This window comes from Bacteroides sp. AF20-13LB (assembly GCF_003603065.1).
Lineage (GTDB): Bacteria > Bacteroidota > Bacteroidia > Bacteroidales > Bacteroidaceae > Bacteroides > Bacteroides uniformis.
The window spans coordinates 42,807-59,634 of the sequence record NZ_QTMH01000014.1 but is presented as its reverse complement, the minus strand read 5'-3'; the positions used below and the strand labels follow the sequence as shown (position 1 = coordinate 59,634).

Genomic DNA, 16,828 nt, shown 5'->3' with positions numbered 1-16,828 from the left:
TTAATATGTGTGTAACTTTAAAATGAAGTGTGATTATGAAAACAATGGGTTATAAAGGTATGGTAATCGTTCTTTTTAGTATGTTTGTAGTGGGTGTGTCGGCGCAGAGTGTTCTGACGCTGAAAGTGACGAATGTTCCTTCTGCCAAGGGGAAGCTGATGGCGGCTACCGACAAGGGGCAATATAATATGGTGGATGCCGCTGTGAGCGATGTCGTGCTGGAGCTGAAGGATGTGCCTGCGGGCAAGTGCAAGATTTACGTCTATCACGATGAAAACGGTAATTACCAGCTCGACAGAGAGGACGGAGTACCGATGGAGTATTGTGCCATTGTCGATTGGGAGGTAAAAGAAAATACGGAGACGGTGGTTGTGCCGTTGGTGGATGTCCGAAAGGGAATGAAGAAGTAATCATATGGTATAATTATGAAAGATAAAGAATTGAACGAGAAAGAGAGTTTGGAACTTATCGCTCGAATGATACGCAATACGCGTCGCAACCTGGATACGGGTAGCGGAAATAGTTTTTTAGTGTGGGGATATGTAGGTGTGTTGGTGACTTTGGCCGTATGGGCAGGTGTCACGTTTACGGGTAATCCTGTCTGGATGTGGGGATTCTGGGGGATTCCGGTTGTGGGGTATCTGTTGATGTTCCTCTTATTGCGTAAGCGGCAAAAACCTGTGAAGTTTTATCTTGACAAGATACTGGAGCGGGTGTGGGGGGTGTTCGGGATGGTATGTATGATGGGGGTGCTGGCGGCAACGGATGCCGGACGTTACGAAACTATTCTGCCTTTGTGTGCCATCTTCTTCTCGTTGGGCAGCATCATTACGGGCTGCATCATTCGCTATACTACGTTTTTTATCTTCCCGCTGTTTGGCTTTTTATGGGGGCTGAAGAATTTGTTGTATACTTGGGGAGAAGTGCCTTTCCTCTCATCCCTGCTTTGGTTTGTCGGTGTACTGGTATTTTCGCTGATTATTCCCGGGCATATACTGAATTATAAGGCGCGGAAAGAAAATCGAAACGGAGAGTGGGGTGAAGTATGATGACACGAAACAGTGCTTTAGACAAATTCCTGCTTTCCCGAAAGTTTATTGTGTGTATAATTGTTTTGCAATTTATTCTATTGCCGATTGCTACTAAAGGATTTCGGTGGGAGAACATCGGTGATCTGATAATTTATACCTTGAGCCATGCACTTATACAAGGGATGTATCCTTATGCGTGGACTTTTCAGATTGTTTCCCTTGTCATGCTGATGCTGCTTGTGCTTTGGCGCGTGACGATGTCGCGCTGGTTTATGTTTTATGTGGGAGGTTGCTATGTGCTGTATGCCATTGTACAGAATGTGGCAGTAACAGATAAATCTGGTTTCAGCATGGTGACGGTCAATGTGGTGATGATGCTCTTGGTTGCCCTGCTTTGGATGAGGGAAGCCTGGCGGGGGAGCAGCATGCTGACCTTCGGCAATCTGAACCGAAGGACAGCATGGCTGATACCCGTGGCACTCTTTTGCCTATGGTGGCCTATGGACATGATGCGTGGCGCAGAACCCGATTTCAGCCCGATACATCTGTTTGCCGGAGGCTCGGCGATGGCATTTTGTCCGATGACTCCGGTTTTTCTGGTCCTGCTTCTATTGAGTAAAGAAAATATTGATTTAACTTTGCTGCGGGTAACGGCGTTGGTGGGGTTTATCATTGGCTGTTATAACATGGGCAATTTTGCAACCGATGCAGGGTTTTATTTGGGATTGTATCACCTTCTTTTGGTAGGAATATCTCTCTATGCATTGTTGAAAAGTAAACGGAAGAATAAAATTTGATATGTTTAAAGAACTGAACCCTTTGCTTCACAGTGAACTGCGGCTTGCGGTGATGTCGTTGCTCATCAGTGTCGAGGAAGCGGATTTTGTCTATATCCGTCAACAAACGAAAGCTACGGCAGGAAACCTCAGTGTGCAGTTGGATAAGCTCAGCAAGGCGGGTTATGTGGAGATAACAAAAACTTTTAAAGGAAAAATGCCTTGTACACTTTGTAGGATTACTCCGCAGGGAGTGGATGCCTTTGAAGAATATATAGAGGCGTTGAAATCTTATCTGGTGGGAAAATTATGATTTTCCTGAGAATTTGATGGGATTGATGGAAAATGGCAGTGTCTGATTAAAAACAATGAATTGATATGAGAATCTTGGTTACTTATGCCGTACAAGGCGAATTTACTGAATTGAAATTTCCCGGACTGATAGGGGAGGAAGAGGTGCAGATTGGCTATCTCCGTACCGGCGTGGGAAAGGTGAAATCGGCTTTTTATCTTTCTGAAGCGATAAACCATGCGCAACCGGACTTGGTGGTCAATGTAGGTACGGCAGGGACTATCTGTCATCAGGTAGGAGATATTTTCGTATGCCGTCATTTTGTGGACCGTGATATGCAGAAGCTGGTGGAGCTTGGTATGGAGCATGAGATTGATTCAACGGATTTGTTGTCCCAAAAAGGATATTGTTTGCACTGGCCGGCAGGTGGTGTATGCAATACGGGGGATACTTTCCTGACAGAACTCTCGGATGTGTCCGGTGATGTTGTGGATATGGAAGCCTATGCCCAGGCTTTGGTATGTCGTGCCAAGAATGTTCCTTTCATTTCGGTGAAGTACGTGACGGACATTATCGGACAGAACTCCGTGAAACATTGGGAAAACAAGCTTGCCGATGCCCGGAAGGGGTTGGGAGAATTCTTCGAGAAGTTAGGAGGAGTTTAGCACATCATTTCAACGTCTTGAATGACAGTATATGCCAAGTCACCCCCACAGCGACAAGGAACAATGCTATCTTTATTTCTGTTAGTGGAATCAGGAAGAAGATGCAGTAAACCATTGTTCCCCACATCAGCAGTAGGGAGATGATTTTGGCACGTAGAGGGATGGCTTTGTTCTCGCGGAAGCTGCGGATGTAGGGACCGAGGCATTTGTGGTTCAGCAACCATTGGTACAGTCTGGGTGAGCCTCTGAAATAGAGTGCTGCCGTGAGCAGCAGGAAAGGCGTAGTGGGCAGCAACGGCAGGAAGATGCCGATGATGCCGAGTGTCAAAGAAACTGTTCCCAAAATGATGCAGACGGTTTTCATGCGGCAAATGTAGGAAAAATAATAATATAGATAATATGTATGCGAATAAAGTAAAGAAGGTTGTTGCCGTCCACGACTTGTCGGGAGTCGGACGGGTGTCTCTGACGGTGGTCATTCCCATTCTTTCGTCTATGGGTTTCCAGGTGTGTCCGTTGCCTACAGCCGTATTGTCGAGCCATACCCAGTATCCGGAATTCTCTTTTCTGGACCTGACGGATGAAATGCCGAAGATTATTTCCGAGTGGAAGAAGCTGGAAGTACAGTTTGATGCCTTTTATACCGGCTATCTGGGTTCTCCGCGGCAGATACATATTGTTTCTGACTTTATTGATGACTTCCGCCGACCGGACGGTCTGGTTGTGGTAGACCCGGTGTTGGGCGATAACGGACGGCTTTATGCGAACTTCCACGAGTCCATGATTGATGAAATGAAACATCTCATCACCAAGGCCGATGTCGTTACCCCCAATCTGACGGAGCTGTTCTATCTGCTGGGTATTCCTTATAAGGAGATGAATACGGATGAGGAATTGAAGTCATACCTTCGCCAGCTTTCCGATTGTGGTCCCGAAGTGGTGATTATTACCAGTGTGCCCGTACGGGATGATAAGCATAAGACGTCCGTGTATGCCTATAACCGGAACGGTAACCGCTACTGGAAGGTTACGTGTCCTTACCTGCCGGCCCATTATCCCGGAACAGGGGATACGTTTACCAGTGTTATCACCGGGGCACTGTTGCAAGGCGACAGTTTGCCCATTGCCCTGGACCGTGCCACGCAGTTCATTCTGCAAGGTATCCGTGCTACTTTCGGATACGAGTACGACAACCGTGAAGGTATACAGCTTGAAAAGGTGTTGCATAATCTCGACATGCCGATTCAAATCTGCAGCTATGAATTAATTTAAACCAATCTCATCTTATGAAAAAGAAAATATTCTTGGCAGTGTTTCTCTGTTGCGGCATGTTTGCAGCAATGGCGCAGACTGCTGCCGACTCTCTTGCCATCGTTTCTGCCGATTGGCAGACTGAGCCCCTGCAGAAAGGGATGCTTTATAAAAAGGCAGTATTCAGTTCTTTGTATGGAGTTCCTCAGGAAGTGTCTATTTTTGAAATATCCCCGAAGCGCTACCGTTTCGATGTGCTCGTCCACAATCCCAAGGAGGAGACCAGTATAGCCGCCCGGCATGCAGGTGCGGTGGCGGCCATCAATGGCTCCTATTTTGATATGAAAGCCGGAAATTCCGTCTGCTATCTGCGTAAGGACGGGGTGGTGATAGATACTACCTCTACTGGGGTTCTGGCAACAGTGTCCAATGGAGCTGTACTTATAAAGAAGGGCAGGCTGGAACTGATTCCCTGGAGCAAGCAGGAAGAAAAGGCATGTACTTTGAAAAAAGGCACTGTGCTGGCTTCCGGTCCTTTGATGCTGAAGGACGGGCAAGTGTGCGACTTGTCCGGGACTAACCGGAATTTTGTAGATACCAAGCATCCCCGCAGTGCTGTGGCGCTGACAAGAGAAGGAAAAATCCTGCTTATTGTCGTTGACGGACGTCGGAAGGGAAAAGCGGAAGGCATCAATATACCCGAGCTTGCCCATATGATTCGTGTATTGGGTGGGGAGGATGCGTTGAATCTGGACGGTGGCGGTTCTTCTACGCTGTGGAGTGGGGAGTTGCCGGATAAGGGAATAGCCAATACCCCGAGTGGCAGCGCAGAGCGTAAGGTTGCCAATTCTCTTTGTGTGTACGAATAAGTTAGGGAAGTGAATGGATAAATCTTAAGTTTTTTGTAATTTTGCCGTCGCATCGAGGTGACATTAGATGCGGCAACTTATTATATTAATTAGCGTATTAACAATATGTACACAGTCATCAAACGTATGGAAGTGTCGGCTGCCCATAGCCTGAAACTTTCTTATCGCAGTAAGTGTGAGAATCTGCACGGTCACAACTGGATTATCACTGTCTATTGCCGTTCCAAAGAGCTGAATGCGGACGGAATGGTAGTAGACTTCAGTCACATCAAGCAGGTGGTAAAGGAACAGCTGGACCACCATAATCTTAATGAAGTGCTGTCCTTCAATCCCACAGCCGAGAACATAGCCCGTTGGATATGCGACCAGATACCCACTTGCTTCAAGGTAGAGGTGCAGGAGTCGGAATCAAACATTGCCGTCTATGAGGAAGATTAATGAGATATTCTACAGTTTGCAGGGAGAAGGATACCATACGGGTACCCCGGCTGTCTTTATCCGTTTTTCCGGTTGCAACCTGAAGTGCCTCTTTTGTGATACGCAGCATGAGGACGGCATACTGATGTCCGATGAAGATATCGTAACAGAAGTTAGTAGATACCCTGCCGCTACCGTGATACTGACCGGTGGAGAACCCTCCCTTTGGATTGACCGTGAATTTGTGGATTGTCTGCACCAGGCGGGAAAGTATGTCTGCATTGAAACAAACGGTACCCGTCCGCTGCCGGATAATATAGATTGGGTGACCTGCTCTCCCAAGCAGGGGGTAAAGCTGGAAATTACGCGTATGAATGAAGTGAAGGTGGTGTATGAAGGGCAGGATATTACTGTTTATGAGCAGTTGCCCGCCGGGCATTTCTTTCTTCAGCCTTGCTCTTGCAGCAATACGGCCGAAACGGTGGATTGCGTGATGAAGCATCCTAAGTGGAGACTTAGTTTGCAGACACATAAGCTGATAGATATCCGGTAGGCATTTATAAAACGAATAATGGCTGTAAGCAATGCTTACAGCCATTATTCGTTCATGCACGGGAGGAGAGGCTCGAACTCCCGACACCCGGTTTTGGAGACCGGTGCTCTACCAACTGAGCTACTCCCGTGTTTGCGGCTGCAAAGGTAATGCAAACTTTCAAATATGCAAGTAACAGACGTACTTATTTTATAAAGAAAGTTGCTTACAACATCTGTAAGTCCTGATACATAATGCGATACGCTGCTGCTTTTTTTTCCAGTGCCAGCGGGTAGGCTCTTGAGGAAGAAGGCATCCGGTAGAGGCGCATCGGATGGTTTTCGAAAAGAAACTCCGTGAAGTCGCCTACTTTGGGCTTGTCGATGGAGAACTGCGTGCACAGCGTGTCCGTAGCCTTCTCGCCGGTGGTAACGATAGCCTTGCATTGCGGTATCCGGTGTAGCAGGGCAGGGACGTCCGTGGGTTGCACCACTTCCAGAAACTTATCCGAGGCGTTGTCCTGCAGGCGCCGTATGGCAGAGGCTGTGTCGAACAAGGCAATACCCTTTTCCTGCAGGAAACTGATGAGGCGTTCTTTGCAGAAAGCCTTCTTCGTCTTGTCTACAAAATAATCCTTGTCATTGAAGAAAAGGAACCCGGTAATCCTCCACATGTCATTGTTCCAGTTGGGGTAGTAAAACTCCATGGACCACCGCTTTTTCTGCGGAGGAAAGCTTCCCAGCATCAGCAGACGGGCGTTACCGGGAAGGAAGGGTTCTAAAGGGTGTTGTTCTATTTCCATACTTTCCAATTTCATTGTTCTGCCTGCAAAAGTACGGAATATATCTTGGATATGCTATCCTGCAATGTCCTGATTGCTCATTCTGTCGGTGATTTGGAAGGGGAAATCAGGATATTCGTAGAGGCTGAACCGGGATTCTGTCTTGCCTTCCGTATAGTTCCAGATGGTGGCATATTCTTCGGCGTCTTCTCCCATGGCCTGCAGTTGGCGGAGGTAGGAGGCTATGGACTTGTTCTCTACGATATATATTTGTCCCAGCCGGTCTATTATAGGGCTGTGGCGCCGGGTGCTGTCATGGTCGAAACGCAGGATGCGCTTGCCTTCGGAAGTGATGCCTACCATGTTGAAGGTCATGCTCTTGCCGATGGCGGGCAGGTTGAGCACATTGCGGTCGGTGGCGAGGAAAGGCAGGTGGTGCGTTTTCAGGAAACGCCGGATGCAGGCTGCCGGGTCATGGACGGTTCCAAGCAGTACGGACAGATTATGGGCATCTTCCTTGGTCAGCTTTCCGAAGCGCTTTTCTTCCCATTGCTCTTGTACGGAACGGCTGTTGGGGGTAAACACGGCATTGTTTTCTTCAAAACCTTTCACGGAGAAGGTGTAGTAGCAAACCACTCCCAACTGATTGAGCACTTGGCGCAGGCGGGTGGTATGCCCCCGGCGGGATGCAGCTACGTTGTATACCAGTTGGTTGTCAATGAGCCAGCCTGCCGCCAGCAGTTTGCGTATTCCTTCGGCAGCTTCCGGAGTGACTTCGAGCGGGGTTTGGAAATGTGTCTGGATAATGAACTGGCGGATGCCGATGGTAGACGCCTTTTCCTTGAATTCCCTTAGAATCTCCACCAGCCCGTCATTGATGCGCATGGGCAGGTAGGCGGGGAGGCGTGAGCCGAGGCGTACACGTTGCAGCTCTGCATACTTTTCTCCTTCGGGCCGTTCCTGATTGGCTTTCCGCTTGCGGACTGCCATGCGGTAGACGGCGTCCAGAATATTGCCCAGCGTCTTGTTTTGGCTCATCAGTGCGTCACCGCCGGTGATGAGAATGTCCCGCAGTTGCGTGTCTTCCTCAAAATAGGCCATCAGCCGACGCAGCTTCTTTTCCCATGTTTCCTTGGGACGCAGGGTGTCAAACTCAAAATTGAGCCGTTTGCTTTGAAAGTCGTACATACGCTGACAAGATGCGCAGAGTCCTCCGCAGGCGCGTCCCATGGTGTCGGGGATGAGGATGGCCACTTCCGGATAACGGCGGTGGATGTTATGCCCGTCGGGCAGCAGCCAGCCGGCGGCATTGGGTTTACCTGGTTCTACGATATCCTCCCGTTCCCAGGCACGTATCTGTCCGTAGGTTTCCACCAGTTGGGGTGAATAGAGTATATAGCTGCGCAGGGCCTCGTCGTCGTATCCGCTGCCGGTGCAGTTCAGCAGTGACAGATAATAGGGGGTGGCGAAGAAAGGCATTCCCTTCTTGCGGGCTTTTGAGAGCAGGTACATGGTTTCGGCAGAAAGGGAGTTGCCGAGAAGACGGTTTAGCTCCGTAGGGCTTTTGACGGCCATGGCAAGATGGAAACGGAAGTCATTCCACCATTCGCTGACGAGGTTGAACTTCTCCTCGTAGCTGAGTCCCTCTTCGAAATGGAAGCGGGAAGCCGGGTTCTTGCGGTGCTCAATCTTCTGCACCAGTGCATGCAGGATGCGTTCCTTGTTCTTTGCACGGATATGCTGCACGTCTTCATCCAGTCCGCTGGGCCAGCGTTCGGTCAGGGTTTTGATTTTCTGTGCGGAGGGCAGGGTGGGGGCTGGCTGGTGGAGGCGTTTGAACTGCTGGAACAAGTCGATGAACAGGTCCGTTTCCGTTTCCTCTTCCCATTGTCCCGTGAGGAAGGAATGCAGCATTGATAAAGTTGCTATGGGCAGCTGTTCTCCGATGGAGAGCTCGTGTACTTCCTGCCCGTCAAATTCAATCAAGAGTCGAATTTGCTTACCGGCCTCGCTGTCCACTTCCGGATGTCCGGCAATGTACTCCGTCAGGTTGGCCTTGAAGGCTTCCGCATCGTCGCTTTGAACGGCGATGCTGACCAATTCAGGGAGTTCGTGCCGATAAAGTTGTTCCAGTTGTGATAGAGTGAGTGCAAGCATTTTCTTTTGTTTCATAAGCGGTTGTTTTTTTGAAGTTAATATTTATGATGGTTGACGCGGGGTGCGTCCTTGTGTTCCGTGAGGGGAAAATGATTTCATTTGCTAAAAATAACAAAAAAAAGCGGGAAATTTCTTTCCCGCCTTCTTGTTTCTAAAGTTCTTTAGAATTCTTTTTCTTTTATTTTTCTTCGTTGGCTTTCTGTTTCGGTTCCTTTTTGGCCAGCATCACTACGTTGTAAACGTACTCGGTCATCCATTGTTCCGAATATCCCAGACGCTCTTTGTACTGGCGTACTGCCGCTGCCGTCTTGTGTACATCGTCCTTTTTCCATACGGTTTTTGTACAGACGTCGTGTACGGTTTTTTCGGTCATGCTGCGCAGTGCTCCCTTGAAGATGGAAGGCATGCGGAATTTCCACTGCATCAGGTTTCCCATCAGCATCATCAAGTCATTGGAGAATCCTTGATACATAAAGAGATAACCTTGTACGTCGTTCTGCGTACGGCAGTGCTTCTTGACGGAAGTATCAATTTCCTTGAAGAAGTTTTCACTGATGCCGTAGTCCTGCATCAGCATCTTGCGCGAAGCGGCCTTTTCCGCTTGTCCCAGGCGGCCTCCCTGCGTGGGGATTTTGAACAGACGCTTGAAGTTGGCTACATCCGGCACAAAGCGGATATTGGTGATGCCCAGGTTGGCGGCTATTACAGACTGGAAGTAGACGCGTGTCAGTGACACGAAGTCTTCCACATTCTTCGAAGATACTTCTCCGGTATTCTTGTTGAATAGTTTGGCAAATAAACTCATATCAAATTACGAATTACTGATTACAAATTACAAGACCGCAGGTCATCCGGCGGTTCCGGCTGCAAAAGTACGAAATAAGTTGGTTATCACCAGCACTCTATGTCTTTTTCTACCTCTTTCAGGCGGTTCTTGGTGAAAACGGGGTCTTTGATACCGGCGCTTTTCTGTGCGCGGTAGTCTTCAAGCAGCCTGAAAGCGTATTTTCCGAGCAGGCTGATGGCGATAAGATTGCAGAGCACCATGAGTCCCATAGTGACGTCGGCAAGGCTCCATGCCAGGTCGAAGGTGGCAACAGCACCGAACATGACCATGCCGCCCACCAGTATACGGTAGATGTTGAGCACCCATTTACGGTGGGTAAGGTAGCGCACATTGGCTTCTCCGTAATAATAATTTCCCAGAATGCTGCTGAATGCGAAGAAGAACAAGGCTACCGCAACGAAGATGGCTCCCGAAGGTCCTATCTCGTTGGTCAGTGCATGCTGGGTAAGCTGTACGCCGTTTGTGGAACCATCCAGTGGAGCACCGCTGAACAGAATGATGAAAGCGGTGCAGGTACATATAATCAGCGTATCGGTAAATACTCCCAGCGTCTGAATCAAGCCTTGCTTCACGGGGTGGCTGACGTGTGCGGTTGCCGCCACATTGGGGGCGGACCCCATACCGGCCTCGTTGCTGAACAGCCCGCGTTTGATGCCCTGCATCAGCGCCATGCCGACACCCCCTCCCAAAGCCTGCTCCCATCCGAAGGCGTGGCCGACAATGAGTGCCAGGACTCCCGGCAGCTCTTTGATGTTCAACAGAACGATGATAAGTGCCAGTGCAATGTATCCCAACGCCATGATGGGGACGATGATGCTGCTGACTTTGGCTATGCGCTGTACGCCTCCAAAGATGATTGTCAGCGTGAGTGCGGTGATGATCCCTCCCACAACGGCATGGTCGAACCCGAAAGCGCCTTCGAAAGCGGCACACAGTGTATTGCTCTGTACCGAGTTGAATGCAAATCCGAAGGTAATGGTGATAAGTACGGCAAACAGTGCCCCCATCCACGGCTGTTTCAGTCCCTTACGCATATAGTAGGCCGGGCCGCCGATAAAGGAGTCTTTGCCCTTTATCTTATACAATTGGGCCAGTGTAGATTCTACAAACGAGCTGGAAGCACCCAGGAGGGCAATCACCCACATCCAGAATACAGCGCCCGGACCGCCTACTGCAATGGCGGTGGCAACCCCTGCAAGATTGCCCGTACCTACACGGCTGGCAATGGAGATGGCAAATGCCTGGAACGATGAGATATGCTTTTCCTTGGCATCGCCTTTCCCGCCCGAGTCGCCCAGCAGACGTACCATTTCCTTTATCATCCGGAACTGTACAAAGCGGGTTCTCAGCGTAAACCATACGGCGCATCCCAACAGCAGGGCAACGAGGATGTAGGTCCAGAGCAGGTCGTTTATCAGATTTATTATTCCCATAATGTATATGTACAGTTATCTATTTGTAGTAAAAAACTCACACAAAACAAGTGCTACCCTCTGTCGTTATCTAAGGTGGTCTCTGTCGTTACTTTAGGCTACCTCTGTCGTTAACTGAGATAGATTTCTTGCAAGTCGGTGATAATCAACGTGGTATAAACTCGTGTGCTGCGATTTGTACCATGGACAAATCTGGACAAACCTGACGGAATCTCCTTGCCTATTTCAGCTTGAAGTGAAATTTGTGTCCTTCAAACACCGGTTCCACTATGTCATAACGAACAAACTTTGCCAGCAGATGTTCGGCGGCGCGTCGGGAAAGATGCGCCAGGCGGCAGTAACGGTTCAATGACAGGCGGTCGTTCTCTTCCAGCAGATTGAGCAGCAGCTGTTCCCGTTCGGTATATTCTATCAGTTCTCCTTTCGGACTTTCGCTTTGTTGCCAGACACGTAGATGGACGGGAGTGGCAAGGATGTTTTCATCCTTGATACGGAGATAGGCAAGATATTTTCCCGTTTCGTCCTTGGCATATACCGGCTTCCGGTCACTTTCCTCGATTTGTACCACCAGCACACTACGGCCTTCCACCTGATAGGTCTGCATGGTATAGTTCACTTCGGGGCTGCAATAAAGTCCGGCAGCCGCTTCTATCATATATTGTTCTTCGTCCGAACGGACACCGGCAATTTTCCCGTTATCTTTCACTCCGATAAGCAGTTTTCCACCGTCTGTATTGGCAAAGGCTGAAAGGGTTTTGGCTATCTTGCGGGCGTCGGATATTTCGAACTTGAAATCCTGCTGTTGGTGCTCTCCTTCGGCTATGAGAGCGTGTATATATTCGGTGTCAGTAAGCGTTTTCATGCTTGCAAAAGTAGATAAAAAATGCGTAAGAGCCCCTTTTTGCGGCGATTTTACCGAATATTTCAAAAAAAATATCGTTTTTCTGCATTTATTTCAAGAAAGAATGTATTTTTGCCAGACATTATTAACGAAGTAATTTAAAAAGGATTATGAAAGAATTAGTTGAAAAAGTAGCTGCATTGTATGCAGACTTCTCAAAAGATGCAAACGCTCAGTTGGAAAACGGTAACAAGGCAGCAGGAACTCGCGCTCGTAAGGCTTCTTTGGAAATCGAAAAAGCTATGAAGGAATTCCGCAAAGCATCTTTAGAAGCTTCTAAGAAGTAAGAAAAAAAGCATATTTGATGCTGCGAAAGACTGCCACTACTGGCGGTCTTTTTTGTTTTTGAAAAGTATTATTGCTACTTTTGACGCAGGTATTATGGATGAAAACGTTCTCAATAAACTGAAGATACTGGCAGAGTCGGCAAAGTATGACGTCTCTTGCTCCTCCAGTGGTACGGTGCGCTCCGGCAAGGCAGGCATGCTGGGGAACACTGTGGGTGGCTGGGGCATCTGCCATAGTTTTGCCGAGGACGGCCGTTGTATCTCCCTGCTCAAAGTGATGCTTACCAATTATTGCATCTACGACTGCGCCTACTGCATCAACCGCCGCAGCAACGACCTGCCGCGTGCCACGCTGTCGGTGGCCGAGCTTGTAGACCTCACCATGGAGTTCTATCGCCGCAACTATATCGAAGGGCTTTTCCTGAGCAGTGGGGTGGTGCGTAATCCCGATTACACGATGGAACGCCTGGTGCGCGTTGCCAAGGACCTCCGCACTATCCATCGTTTCAACGGATATATCCATCTGAAGAGCATTCCCGGTGCCAGCCGCGAACTGGTGAATGAGGCAGGACTTTATGCCGACCGTCTCAGCGTCAATGTCGAGATACCGAAGGAGGAGAACCTGAAACTGCTTGCCCCGGAGAAAGACCATAAGAGTGTATATGCGCCTATGCGCTACATCCAGCAGGGAGTCCTTGAAAGTTCGGAAGAACGCAAGAAACACCGCCACGCTCCTCGTTTCGCTCCTGCAGGACAAAGCACACAGATGATAGTAGGCGCTACCGCCGAGACGGACAAGGATATTCTGTATCTTTCGTCGGCCCTCTATAAGGGACCTACGATGCGGCGTGTCTACTATTCGGGCTATATTTCCGTCAATACCTACGATAAGCGCCTGCCGGCATTGAAACAGCCCCCTTTGGTGCGCGAAAACCGCCTTTACCAAGCCGACTGGCTGATGCGCTTCTATCAGTTCAAGGTGGAGGAAATAGTGGATGATGCCTACCCAGACCTTGATTTGGAGGTTGACCCCAAGCTGTCCTGGGCTTTGCGCCATCCCGAGCAGTTTCCAATCGATGTGAACAAGGTGGATTATGAGATGTTGCTCCGCGTGCCGGGCATCGGCGTGAAGTCGGCACGGCTGATAGTGGCTTCCCGACGTTTCTCCAAGATAGGTTTCTACCAGTTGAAGAAGATAGGGGTGGTGATGAAGAAGGCGCAGTATTTCATTACCTGCTGCGAGTTGCCGATGCGCACGGTCAATGAGCTGACTCCGCAAGGGGTACGCAGTCTGCTGTTGCCCAAACCGAACAAGAAAAAAGTGGATGAGAGGCAGTTGATGCTTGATTTTGGCGAATGAATATCTTTTTATACGATAAGACTTTTGAGGGATTGCTGACTTCTGTTTTTGAAGCCTATTCCCGCCGCATTTTCCCCGATGCACTGTTGTTGGAGGGAGAGCCTCTACCATTGTTCTACGATGAAATATTTACAGTGATAACCGATGAGGAGAAGTCCGGTCGCGTCTGGCGCGGATTGCAGAAGAAGCTGTCGTCTGCGGCACTTGCCTGCCTCGCCCAATGCTGGCTGGCAGAGGAACCGGAAACTCCCATGCTGCTGTTCCGCTATATCCGCAAGGCGATAGATGCTCCTCGCTCCATTGAAACGAACTTTGCCGACCCTGATGTGCTAGAGTTCTCCCGTATGTGGAAGCGGGTGGATTGGGAGCGTATACGCCTGCTTCAGTTTGTCCGCTTCCAGAAGGCTGCGGACGGTACTTTCTTTGCTGCCATCGAGCCCGAAAAGAATGCCCTTCCTTTGGTGACGGGGCATTTCAAGGACCGTTTTGCCGACCAGCGTTGGTTGATTTATGACATCAGGCGAGCCTATGGGTACTATTACGACTTGAAGGAGGTGCGCCAGGTGACTTTTGGTGAGGACAGTCGCGAAGGACATCTTGTCACCGGCATGCTCGACGAAAGTCTGATGGACGGAGACGAACAGCTTTTCCAGTCTCTCTGGAAAACCTATTTCAAGGCAATCTGCATCAAGGAACGCCTCAATCCCCGGAAGCACAAGCAGGACATGCCCGTGCGCTATTGGAAATATCTGACGGAAAAACAGCAGTGATTCCCTTTATTCGATTTTCTCCACTGTCACTTCGGGAAATTCCTGCATCAGTTGCAGCAAATATCCCTCATCATAGCTTTTCTTGGATTTGATGACCATGGTCACTTGATAGTTGGTGTACTCTCCCTGCACTTGCCGGTCCAGGTTGTAGGACACCACCAGATAGTCTTTGGAGTTGAATCGCCGGGACACTTGCGGCAGTATCTCTTTGCTGGAAGTGGAAAAGGTTATCACGGAACTTTTCATGCCAATGCTTTTGAAAATAAGGCTCAACAGTTCGAGCCCTGCCAGAGTCAGCAGGGTGGCGGCAATGCTGATGGTGTACATTCCTGCACCTACTGCCAATCCGATGCCTGCAGTAGCCCATATTCCTGCGGCTGTTGTCAGTCCCCTGACTATCTGTTTCTGGAAAATGATGGTACCCGCACCGATGAATCCGATACCGCTGACTACTTGTGCGGCAACACGGCTGGGGTCCAGCGTCACACTGCTTTCCTTGATGATTTCCTGAAAACCATATTGGGATACAATCATGATGAGCGCGCTTCCCAATGATACCAGGAAATGGGTGCGGTAGCCTGCTTCTTTGGCACGGTATTCCCGGTCCAGTCCGATAATGGCACCCAATATTCCGGCTACCAGCAACCTGAGCACAAAATCAAAGTTTAACATCATCATCGTATCCTCTCTTTCTTTTTTATTAATTGATGACCCAATTCTTATTGTGGGGCACTGTTTTCTTGGGGTTGTAATGCATTCCGGCTTGTGTCGGTATTTTTAGTATGTATGTACGTCCGCTTTTATTCATCAGCGAGGTATCCCGCAGCCACGGATTGGCATCTTTCAGTTGGGCATAGGTGATGCCTTTATCTTTGGCAAACTGTGCCAGGTTGCCGATGCCCGTTGTGACGGTCACTTCCGTGTAGGGGATGGGCGGATAAAGATGTTCCCGTTTCAACAGAAAGCCGTACTGCTGTGGATTGCTGATGACTGCTTTGGCTGCCAGCAGGCGGAACATGTAGCGCGAAGTCTCTTCTACCAGCCATAAGTCGACAGCCTGGTCCACCATTTGCTTCTGCAGCTGTGTGGAGATGCGTCCTTGCCCGGCATTGTAGGCGGCGGCTACGCACAGCCAGTTCCCGTATTTCTGATAAGCATCTTTCAGGTACTTGCAGGCTGCTTTGGTCTCTTTCTCGATATGGTATCGTTCGTCGATGTTGCTGTTCACCTCCAGTCCGAATTCGCGTCCGGTGGCAGGCATGAACTGCCATAGGCCGGCGGCACCCGCAGGCGATTTGGCAAGCGGGTTCAGGTTGCTTTCTATCACAGCGAGGTACTTGAAGTCATCGGGAAGGCCGTTGGCTTTTAGTATAGGCTCTATGACGGGGAAGTAGCGGTTGGCACGCTTCACCATGAGCATGGTGGTGGAGTGCATGTAGGTGAAGGACATCAGTTCGCGGTCCATACGTTCGCGGTGGTCGTAGCGAAGCAGGTCAATAGCTTGTCCGGCAAAAGTGATCTTGTCCGGTACGCTGGGGGAGGTCACGCAGTAGGGAACTTCGGATTTCACGGAATCGCGTTCGGGATTCAGCGTACTGCTGCCTGCGAGGAAGGGGAGGCTGGAACCTGCGCACAGTGCAATGGCAGCGGTAAGCACGATATATTTTGAATTTTTCTTCATGTCTGTATGTCTATTTCTGTTTGGAGACGTGAAGATACGAAATCAATTCGTTATAGGCAACCTTTCCCATAGCCATCGTGGAATCATACGCCAAAAAAATACCAGTACCCGGTAGCGTCCGTCAATGACAACTACCCGTCTCTTTTCTCTTAAAGCCTTGATTATGTGCTGTGCTACACGGTCTGCTTTCATCAGCATCGGGTATTTCCCGCTTTTCAATAAATCGGTGGCAACAAATCCCGGACGGATGTCGGTGAAGTGTATATCAAGATGCTGCATCCGGGCAAGTTGTGCCAGCGCTTCGATATAGGTATTCTGGAAGCGTTTGGTGGCAGAGTAGGCCGGTGCAACGCCCAGTCCTTTAGTGCCTGCAATGGAACTGATGACAGCAATATGTCCGGAGCCTTTTTCCTTGAAATAGTTGAAGGCGGCAGTCACCATGCGGGTAAATCCCTCTACATTGGTACGTGCCGTGTTCAGTTCGATGTCCGGTTGTAAGTCCCGGTTTTGATGTCCCACGCCGGAACTGAGGAAAAACAGGTCTATGCCTCCCAGCTTTTTTATCAGGTTATGGAGGTGTAGAGTCGCTGTCTCTTCCGTAACGTCCAGCTGTTCCGTGATTATCCGGTCGGGTGCGGTGGCTTGTAGGGCATGCAATGCTTCCTCTCTTCTGCCGGCAATACCTATATGCCAGCCTTGTTGTACAAGTATCCTGGCTACTTCTTGTCCGATGCCTGAAGTGGCACCGATGATGATGGCTTTCTGCATGATGATAGGG

21 protein-coding genes and 1 tRNA gene are annotated in these 16,828 nt (G+C 49.4%); 12 read left to right on the top strand and 10 right to left on the bottom strand.

What is annotated here, in order from left to right:
- The first annotated feature begins 35 nt into the window (after positions 1-35).
- From DWX62_RS17135 to DWX62_RS17115, 5 genes are all read left to right on the top strand, one after another.
- Positions 36-410 carry a DUF2141 domain-containing protein gene (locus tag DWX62_RS17135; RefSeq protein ID WP_008663834.1) on the top strand — a complete coding sequence of 125 codons (375 nt, stop codon included), beginning with the start codon at positions 36-38 and terminating at the stop codon, positions 408-410.
- Between the two features lie 15 nt (positions 411-425).
- Complete coding sequence (locus DWX62_RS17130) at positions 426-1,049, top strand: hypothetical protein (protein WP_008663832.1); 624 nt, start codon at positions 426-428, stop codon at positions 1,047-1,049.
- Positions 1,050-1,189: 140 nt separating this feature from the next.
- Entirely contained in the window at positions 1,190-1,828 is a 639-nt protein-coding gene (locus tag DWX62_RS17125) for a hypothetical protein (protein WP_229084494.1), read from the top strand.
- Position 1,829: 1 nt separating this feature from the next.
- Positions 1,830-2,120, top strand: a complete 291-nt coding sequence (locus DWX62_RS17120) for a transcriptional regulator (RefSeq protein WP_005835827.1) — start codon at positions 1,830-1,832, stop codon at positions 2,118-2,120.
- 65 nt (positions 2,121-2,185) lie between these two features.
- Entirely contained in the window at positions 2,186-2,764 is a 579-nt protein-coding gene (locus DWX62_RS17115) for an MTA/SAH nucleosidase (protein WP_008663826.1), read from the top strand.
- Positions 2,765-2,768: 4 nt separating this feature from the next.
- Here DWX62_RS17115 and DWX62_RS17110 read toward each other — a convergent pair whose 3' ends face one another.
- Positions 2,769-3,128: a YbaN family protein gene (locus tag DWX62_RS17110; RefSeq protein ID WP_008663825.1), complete on the bottom strand. Its 360-nt coding sequence runs from the start codon at positions 3,126-3,128 to the stop codon at positions 2,769-2,771.
- Between the two features lie 35 nt (positions 3,129-3,163).
- On the opposite strand from DWX62_RS17110, the gene DWX62_RS17105 reads away from it, so the two are divergent.
- The 4 genes from DWX62_RS17105 (at position 3,164) to DWX62_RS17090 (ending at position 5,854) form a co-directional block, all read left to right on the top strand.
- Positions 3,164-4,036: a pyridoxamine kinase gene (locus tag DWX62_RS17105; RefSeq protein WP_005826422.1), complete on the top strand. Its 873-nt coding sequence runs from the start codon at positions 3,164-3,166 to the stop codon at positions 4,034-4,036.
- Between the two features lie 14 nt (positions 4,037-4,050).
- Positions 4,051-4,884 (top strand): phosphodiester glycosidase family protein, encoded by an 834-nt coding sequence (locus tag DWX62_RS17100; RefSeq protein ID WP_008663824.1) that lies wholly within the window; start codon positions 4,051-4,053, stop codon positions 4,882-4,884.
- Between the two features lie 105 nt (positions 4,885-4,989).
- A complete protein-coding gene (queD, locus tag DWX62_RS17095) occupies positions 4,990-5,322 on the top strand; it encodes a 6-carboxytetrahydropterin synthase QueD (protein WP_005826426.1) in 333 nt (110 codons plus the stop codon).
- Positions 5,309-5,854, top strand: a complete 546-nt coding sequence (locus tag DWX62_RS17090) for a radical SAM protein (protein WP_008663823.1) — start codon at positions 5,309-5,311, stop codon at positions 5,852-5,854. Before queD ends, DWX62_RS17090 begins: the two co-directional genes overlap by 14 nt.
- Before the next feature lie 57 nt (positions 5,855-5,911).
- Here DWX62_RS17090 and DWX62_RS17085 read toward each other — a convergent pair.
- From DWX62_RS17085 to DWX62_RS17060, 6 genes are all read right to left on the bottom strand, one after another.
- Positions 5,912-5,984, bottom strand: a tRNA-Trp gene (locus DWX62_RS17085).
- Between the two features lie 75 nt (positions 5,985-6,059).
- Entirely contained in the window at positions 6,060-6,635 is a 576-nt protein-coding gene (locus tag DWX62_RS17080; protein WP_016273281.1) for a uracil-DNA glycosylase family protein, read from the bottom strand.
- A gap of 54 nt (positions 6,636-6,689) precedes the next feature.
- Positions 6,690-8,786, bottom strand: a complete 2,097-nt coding sequence (locus DWX62_RS17075) for a KamA family protein (protein WP_008663822.1) — start codon at positions 8,784-8,786, stop codon at positions 6,690-6,692.
- A 163-nt stretch (positions 8,787-8,949) separates the two neighbouring features.
- Complete coding sequence (locus tag DWX62_RS17070) at positions 8,950-9,576, bottom strand: hypothetical protein (RefSeq protein ID WP_005826441.1); 627 nt, start codon at positions 9,574-9,576, stop codon at positions 8,950-8,952.
- 86 nt (positions 9,577-9,662) lie between these two features.
- Complete coding sequence (locus tag DWX62_RS17065) at positions 9,663-11,051, bottom strand: alanine/glycine:cation symporter family protein (protein ID WP_035449495.1); 1,389 nt, start codon at positions 11,049-11,051, stop codon at positions 9,663-9,665.
- A 220-nt stretch (positions 11,052-11,271) separates the two neighbouring features.
- On the bottom strand, positions 11,272-11,913 hold the full coding sequence (locus tag DWX62_RS17060) for an ATP-binding protein (protein ID WP_008663818.1): 642 nt from the start codon (positions 11,911-11,913) through the stop codon (positions 11,272-11,274).
- A 149-nt stretch (positions 11,914-12,062) separates the two neighbouring features.
- On the opposite strand from DWX62_RS17060, the gene DWX62_RS17055 reads away from it, so the two are divergent.
- From DWX62_RS17055 to DWX62_RS17045, 3 genes are all read left to right on the top strand, one after another.
- Positions 12,063-12,239 carry a histone H1 gene (locus DWX62_RS17055; RefSeq protein ID WP_005826447.1) on the top strand — a complete coding sequence of 59 codons (177 nt, stop codon included), beginning with the start codon at positions 12,063-12,065 and terminating at the stop codon, positions 12,237-12,239.
- 94 nt (positions 12,240-12,333) lie between these two features.
- Positions 12,334-13,599 (top strand): putative DNA modification/repair radical SAM protein, encoded by a 1,266-nt coding sequence (locus tag DWX62_RS17050; RefSeq protein WP_008663816.1) that lies wholly within the window; start codon positions 12,334-12,336, stop codon positions 13,597-13,599.
- Complete coding sequence (locus tag DWX62_RS17045; RefSeq protein WP_009036621.1) at positions 13,596-14,369, top strand: TIGR03915 family putative DNA repair protein; 774 nt, start codon at positions 13,596-13,598, stop codon at positions 14,367-14,369. The genes DWX62_RS17050 and DWX62_RS17045 overlap by 4 nt, the downstream gene beginning before the upstream one ends.
- Positions 14,370-14,375: 6 nt before the next feature.
- On the opposite strand, the gene DWX62_RS17040 is transcribed toward DWX62_RS17045, so the two are convergent.
- From DWX62_RS17040 to DWX62_RS17030, 3 genes are read right to left on the bottom strand one after another with little or no spacing between them, the layout of a single operon-like run.
- Entirely contained in the window at positions 14,376-15,044 is a 669-nt protein-coding gene (locus DWX62_RS17040; RefSeq protein WP_009036622.1) for an MgtC/SapB family protein, read from the bottom strand.
- Between the two features lie 25 nt (positions 15,045-15,069).
- Positions 15,070-16,050: a lytic transglycosylase domain-containing protein gene (locus DWX62_RS17035; protein WP_005826452.1), complete on the bottom strand. Its 981-nt coding sequence runs from the start codon at positions 16,048-16,050 to the stop codon at positions 15,070-15,072.
- Between the two features lie 42 nt (positions 16,051-16,092).
- The gene (locus DWX62_RS17030) at positions 16,093-16,818 is read right to left on the bottom strand and encodes an SDR family NAD(P)-dependent oxidoreductase (protein WP_005835848.1); all 726 of its coding nucleotides are present in this window, start codon (positions 16,816-16,818) and stop codon (positions 16,093-16,095) included.
- Positions 16,819-16,828 lie beyond the last annotated feature (10 nt).

What these genes read in the sequence shown, in the direction of transcription:
- DWX62_RS17115 (WP_008663826.1), top strand. Translation starts at nt 2,186, where the DNA reads ATGAGAATCTTGGTTACTTATGCCGTACAAGGCGAATTTACTGAATTG.
- DWX62_RS17120 (WP_005835827.1), top strand. Translation starts at nt 1,830, where the DNA reads ATGTTTAAAGAACTGAACCCTTTGCTTCACAGTGAACTGCGGCTTGCG.
- DWX62_RS17135 (WP_008663834.1), top strand. Translation starts at nt 36, where the DNA reads ATGAAAACAATGGGTTATAAAGGTATGGTAATCGTTCTTTTTAGTATG.
- DWX62_RS17030 (WP_005835848.1), bottom strand. Translation starts at nt 16,818, where the DNA reads ATGCAGAAAGCCATCATCATCGGTGCCACTTCAGGCATCGGACAAGAA.
- DWX62_RS17100 (WP_008663824.1), top strand. Translation starts at nt 4,051, where the DNA reads ATGAAAAAGAAAATATTCTTGGCAGTGTTTCTCTGTTGCGGCATGTTT.
- DWX62_RS17040 (WP_009036622.1), bottom strand. Translation starts at nt 15,044, where the DNA reads ATGATGTTAAACTTTGATTTTGTGCTCAGGTTGCTGGTAGCCGGAATA.
- DWX62_RS17075 (WP_008663822.1), bottom strand. Translation starts at nt 8,786, where the DNA reads ATGAAACAAAAGAAAATGCTTGCACTCACTCTATCACAACTGGAACAA.
- DWX62_RS17065 (WP_035449495.1), bottom strand. Translation starts at nt 11,051, where the DNA reads ATGGGAATAATAAATCTGATAAACGACCTGCTCTGGACCTACATCCTC.
- DWX62_RS17080 (WP_016273281.1), bottom strand. Translation starts at nt 6,635, where the DNA reads ATGGAAATAGAACAACACCCTTTAGAACCCTTCCTTCCCGGTAACGCC.
- DWX62_RS17045 (WP_009036621.1), top strand. Translation starts at nt 13,596, where the DNA reads ATGAATATCTTTTTATACGATAAGACTTTTGAGGGATTGCTGACTTCT.
- queD (WP_005826426.1), top strand. Translation starts at nt 4,990, where the DNA reads ATGTACACAGTCATCAAACGTATGGAAGTGTCGGCTGCCCATAGCCTG.
- DWX62_RS17130 (WP_008663832.1), top strand. Translation starts at nt 426, where the DNA reads ATGAAAGATAAAGAATTGAACGAGAAAGAGAGTTTGGAACTTATCGCT.
- DWX62_RS17105 (WP_005826422.1), top strand. Translation starts at nt 3,164, where the DNA reads ATGTATGCGAATAAAGTAAAGAAGGTTGTTGCCGTCCACGACTTGTCG.
- DWX62_RS17035 (WP_005826452.1), bottom strand. Translation starts at nt 16,050, where the DNA reads ATGAAGAAAAATTCAAAATATATCGTGCTTACCGCTGCCATTGCACTG.
- DWX62_RS17070 (WP_005826441.1), bottom strand. Translation starts at nt 9,576, where the DNA reads ATGAGTTTATTTGCCAAACTATTCAACAAGAATACCGGAGAAGTATCT.
- DWX62_RS17050 (WP_008663816.1), top strand. Translation starts at nt 12,334, where the DNA reads ATGGATGAAAACGTTCTCAATAAACTGAAGATACTGGCAGAGTCGGCA.
- DWX62_RS17055 (WP_005826447.1), top strand. Translation starts at nt 12,063, where the DNA reads ATGAAAGAATTAGTTGAAAAAGTAGCTGCATTGTATGCAGACTTCTCA.
- DWX62_RS17110 (WP_008663825.1), bottom strand. Translation starts at nt 3,128, where the DNA reads ATGAAAACCGTCTGCATCATTTTGGGAACAGTTTCTTTGACACTCGGC.
- DWX62_RS17090 (WP_008663823.1), top strand. Translation starts at nt 5,309, where the DNA reads ATGAGGAAGATTAATGAGATATTCTACAGTTTGCAGGGAGAAGGATAC.
- DWX62_RS17060 (WP_008663818.1), bottom strand. Translation starts at nt 11,913, where the DNA reads ATGAAAACGCTTACTGACACCGAATATATACACGCTCTCATAGCCGAA.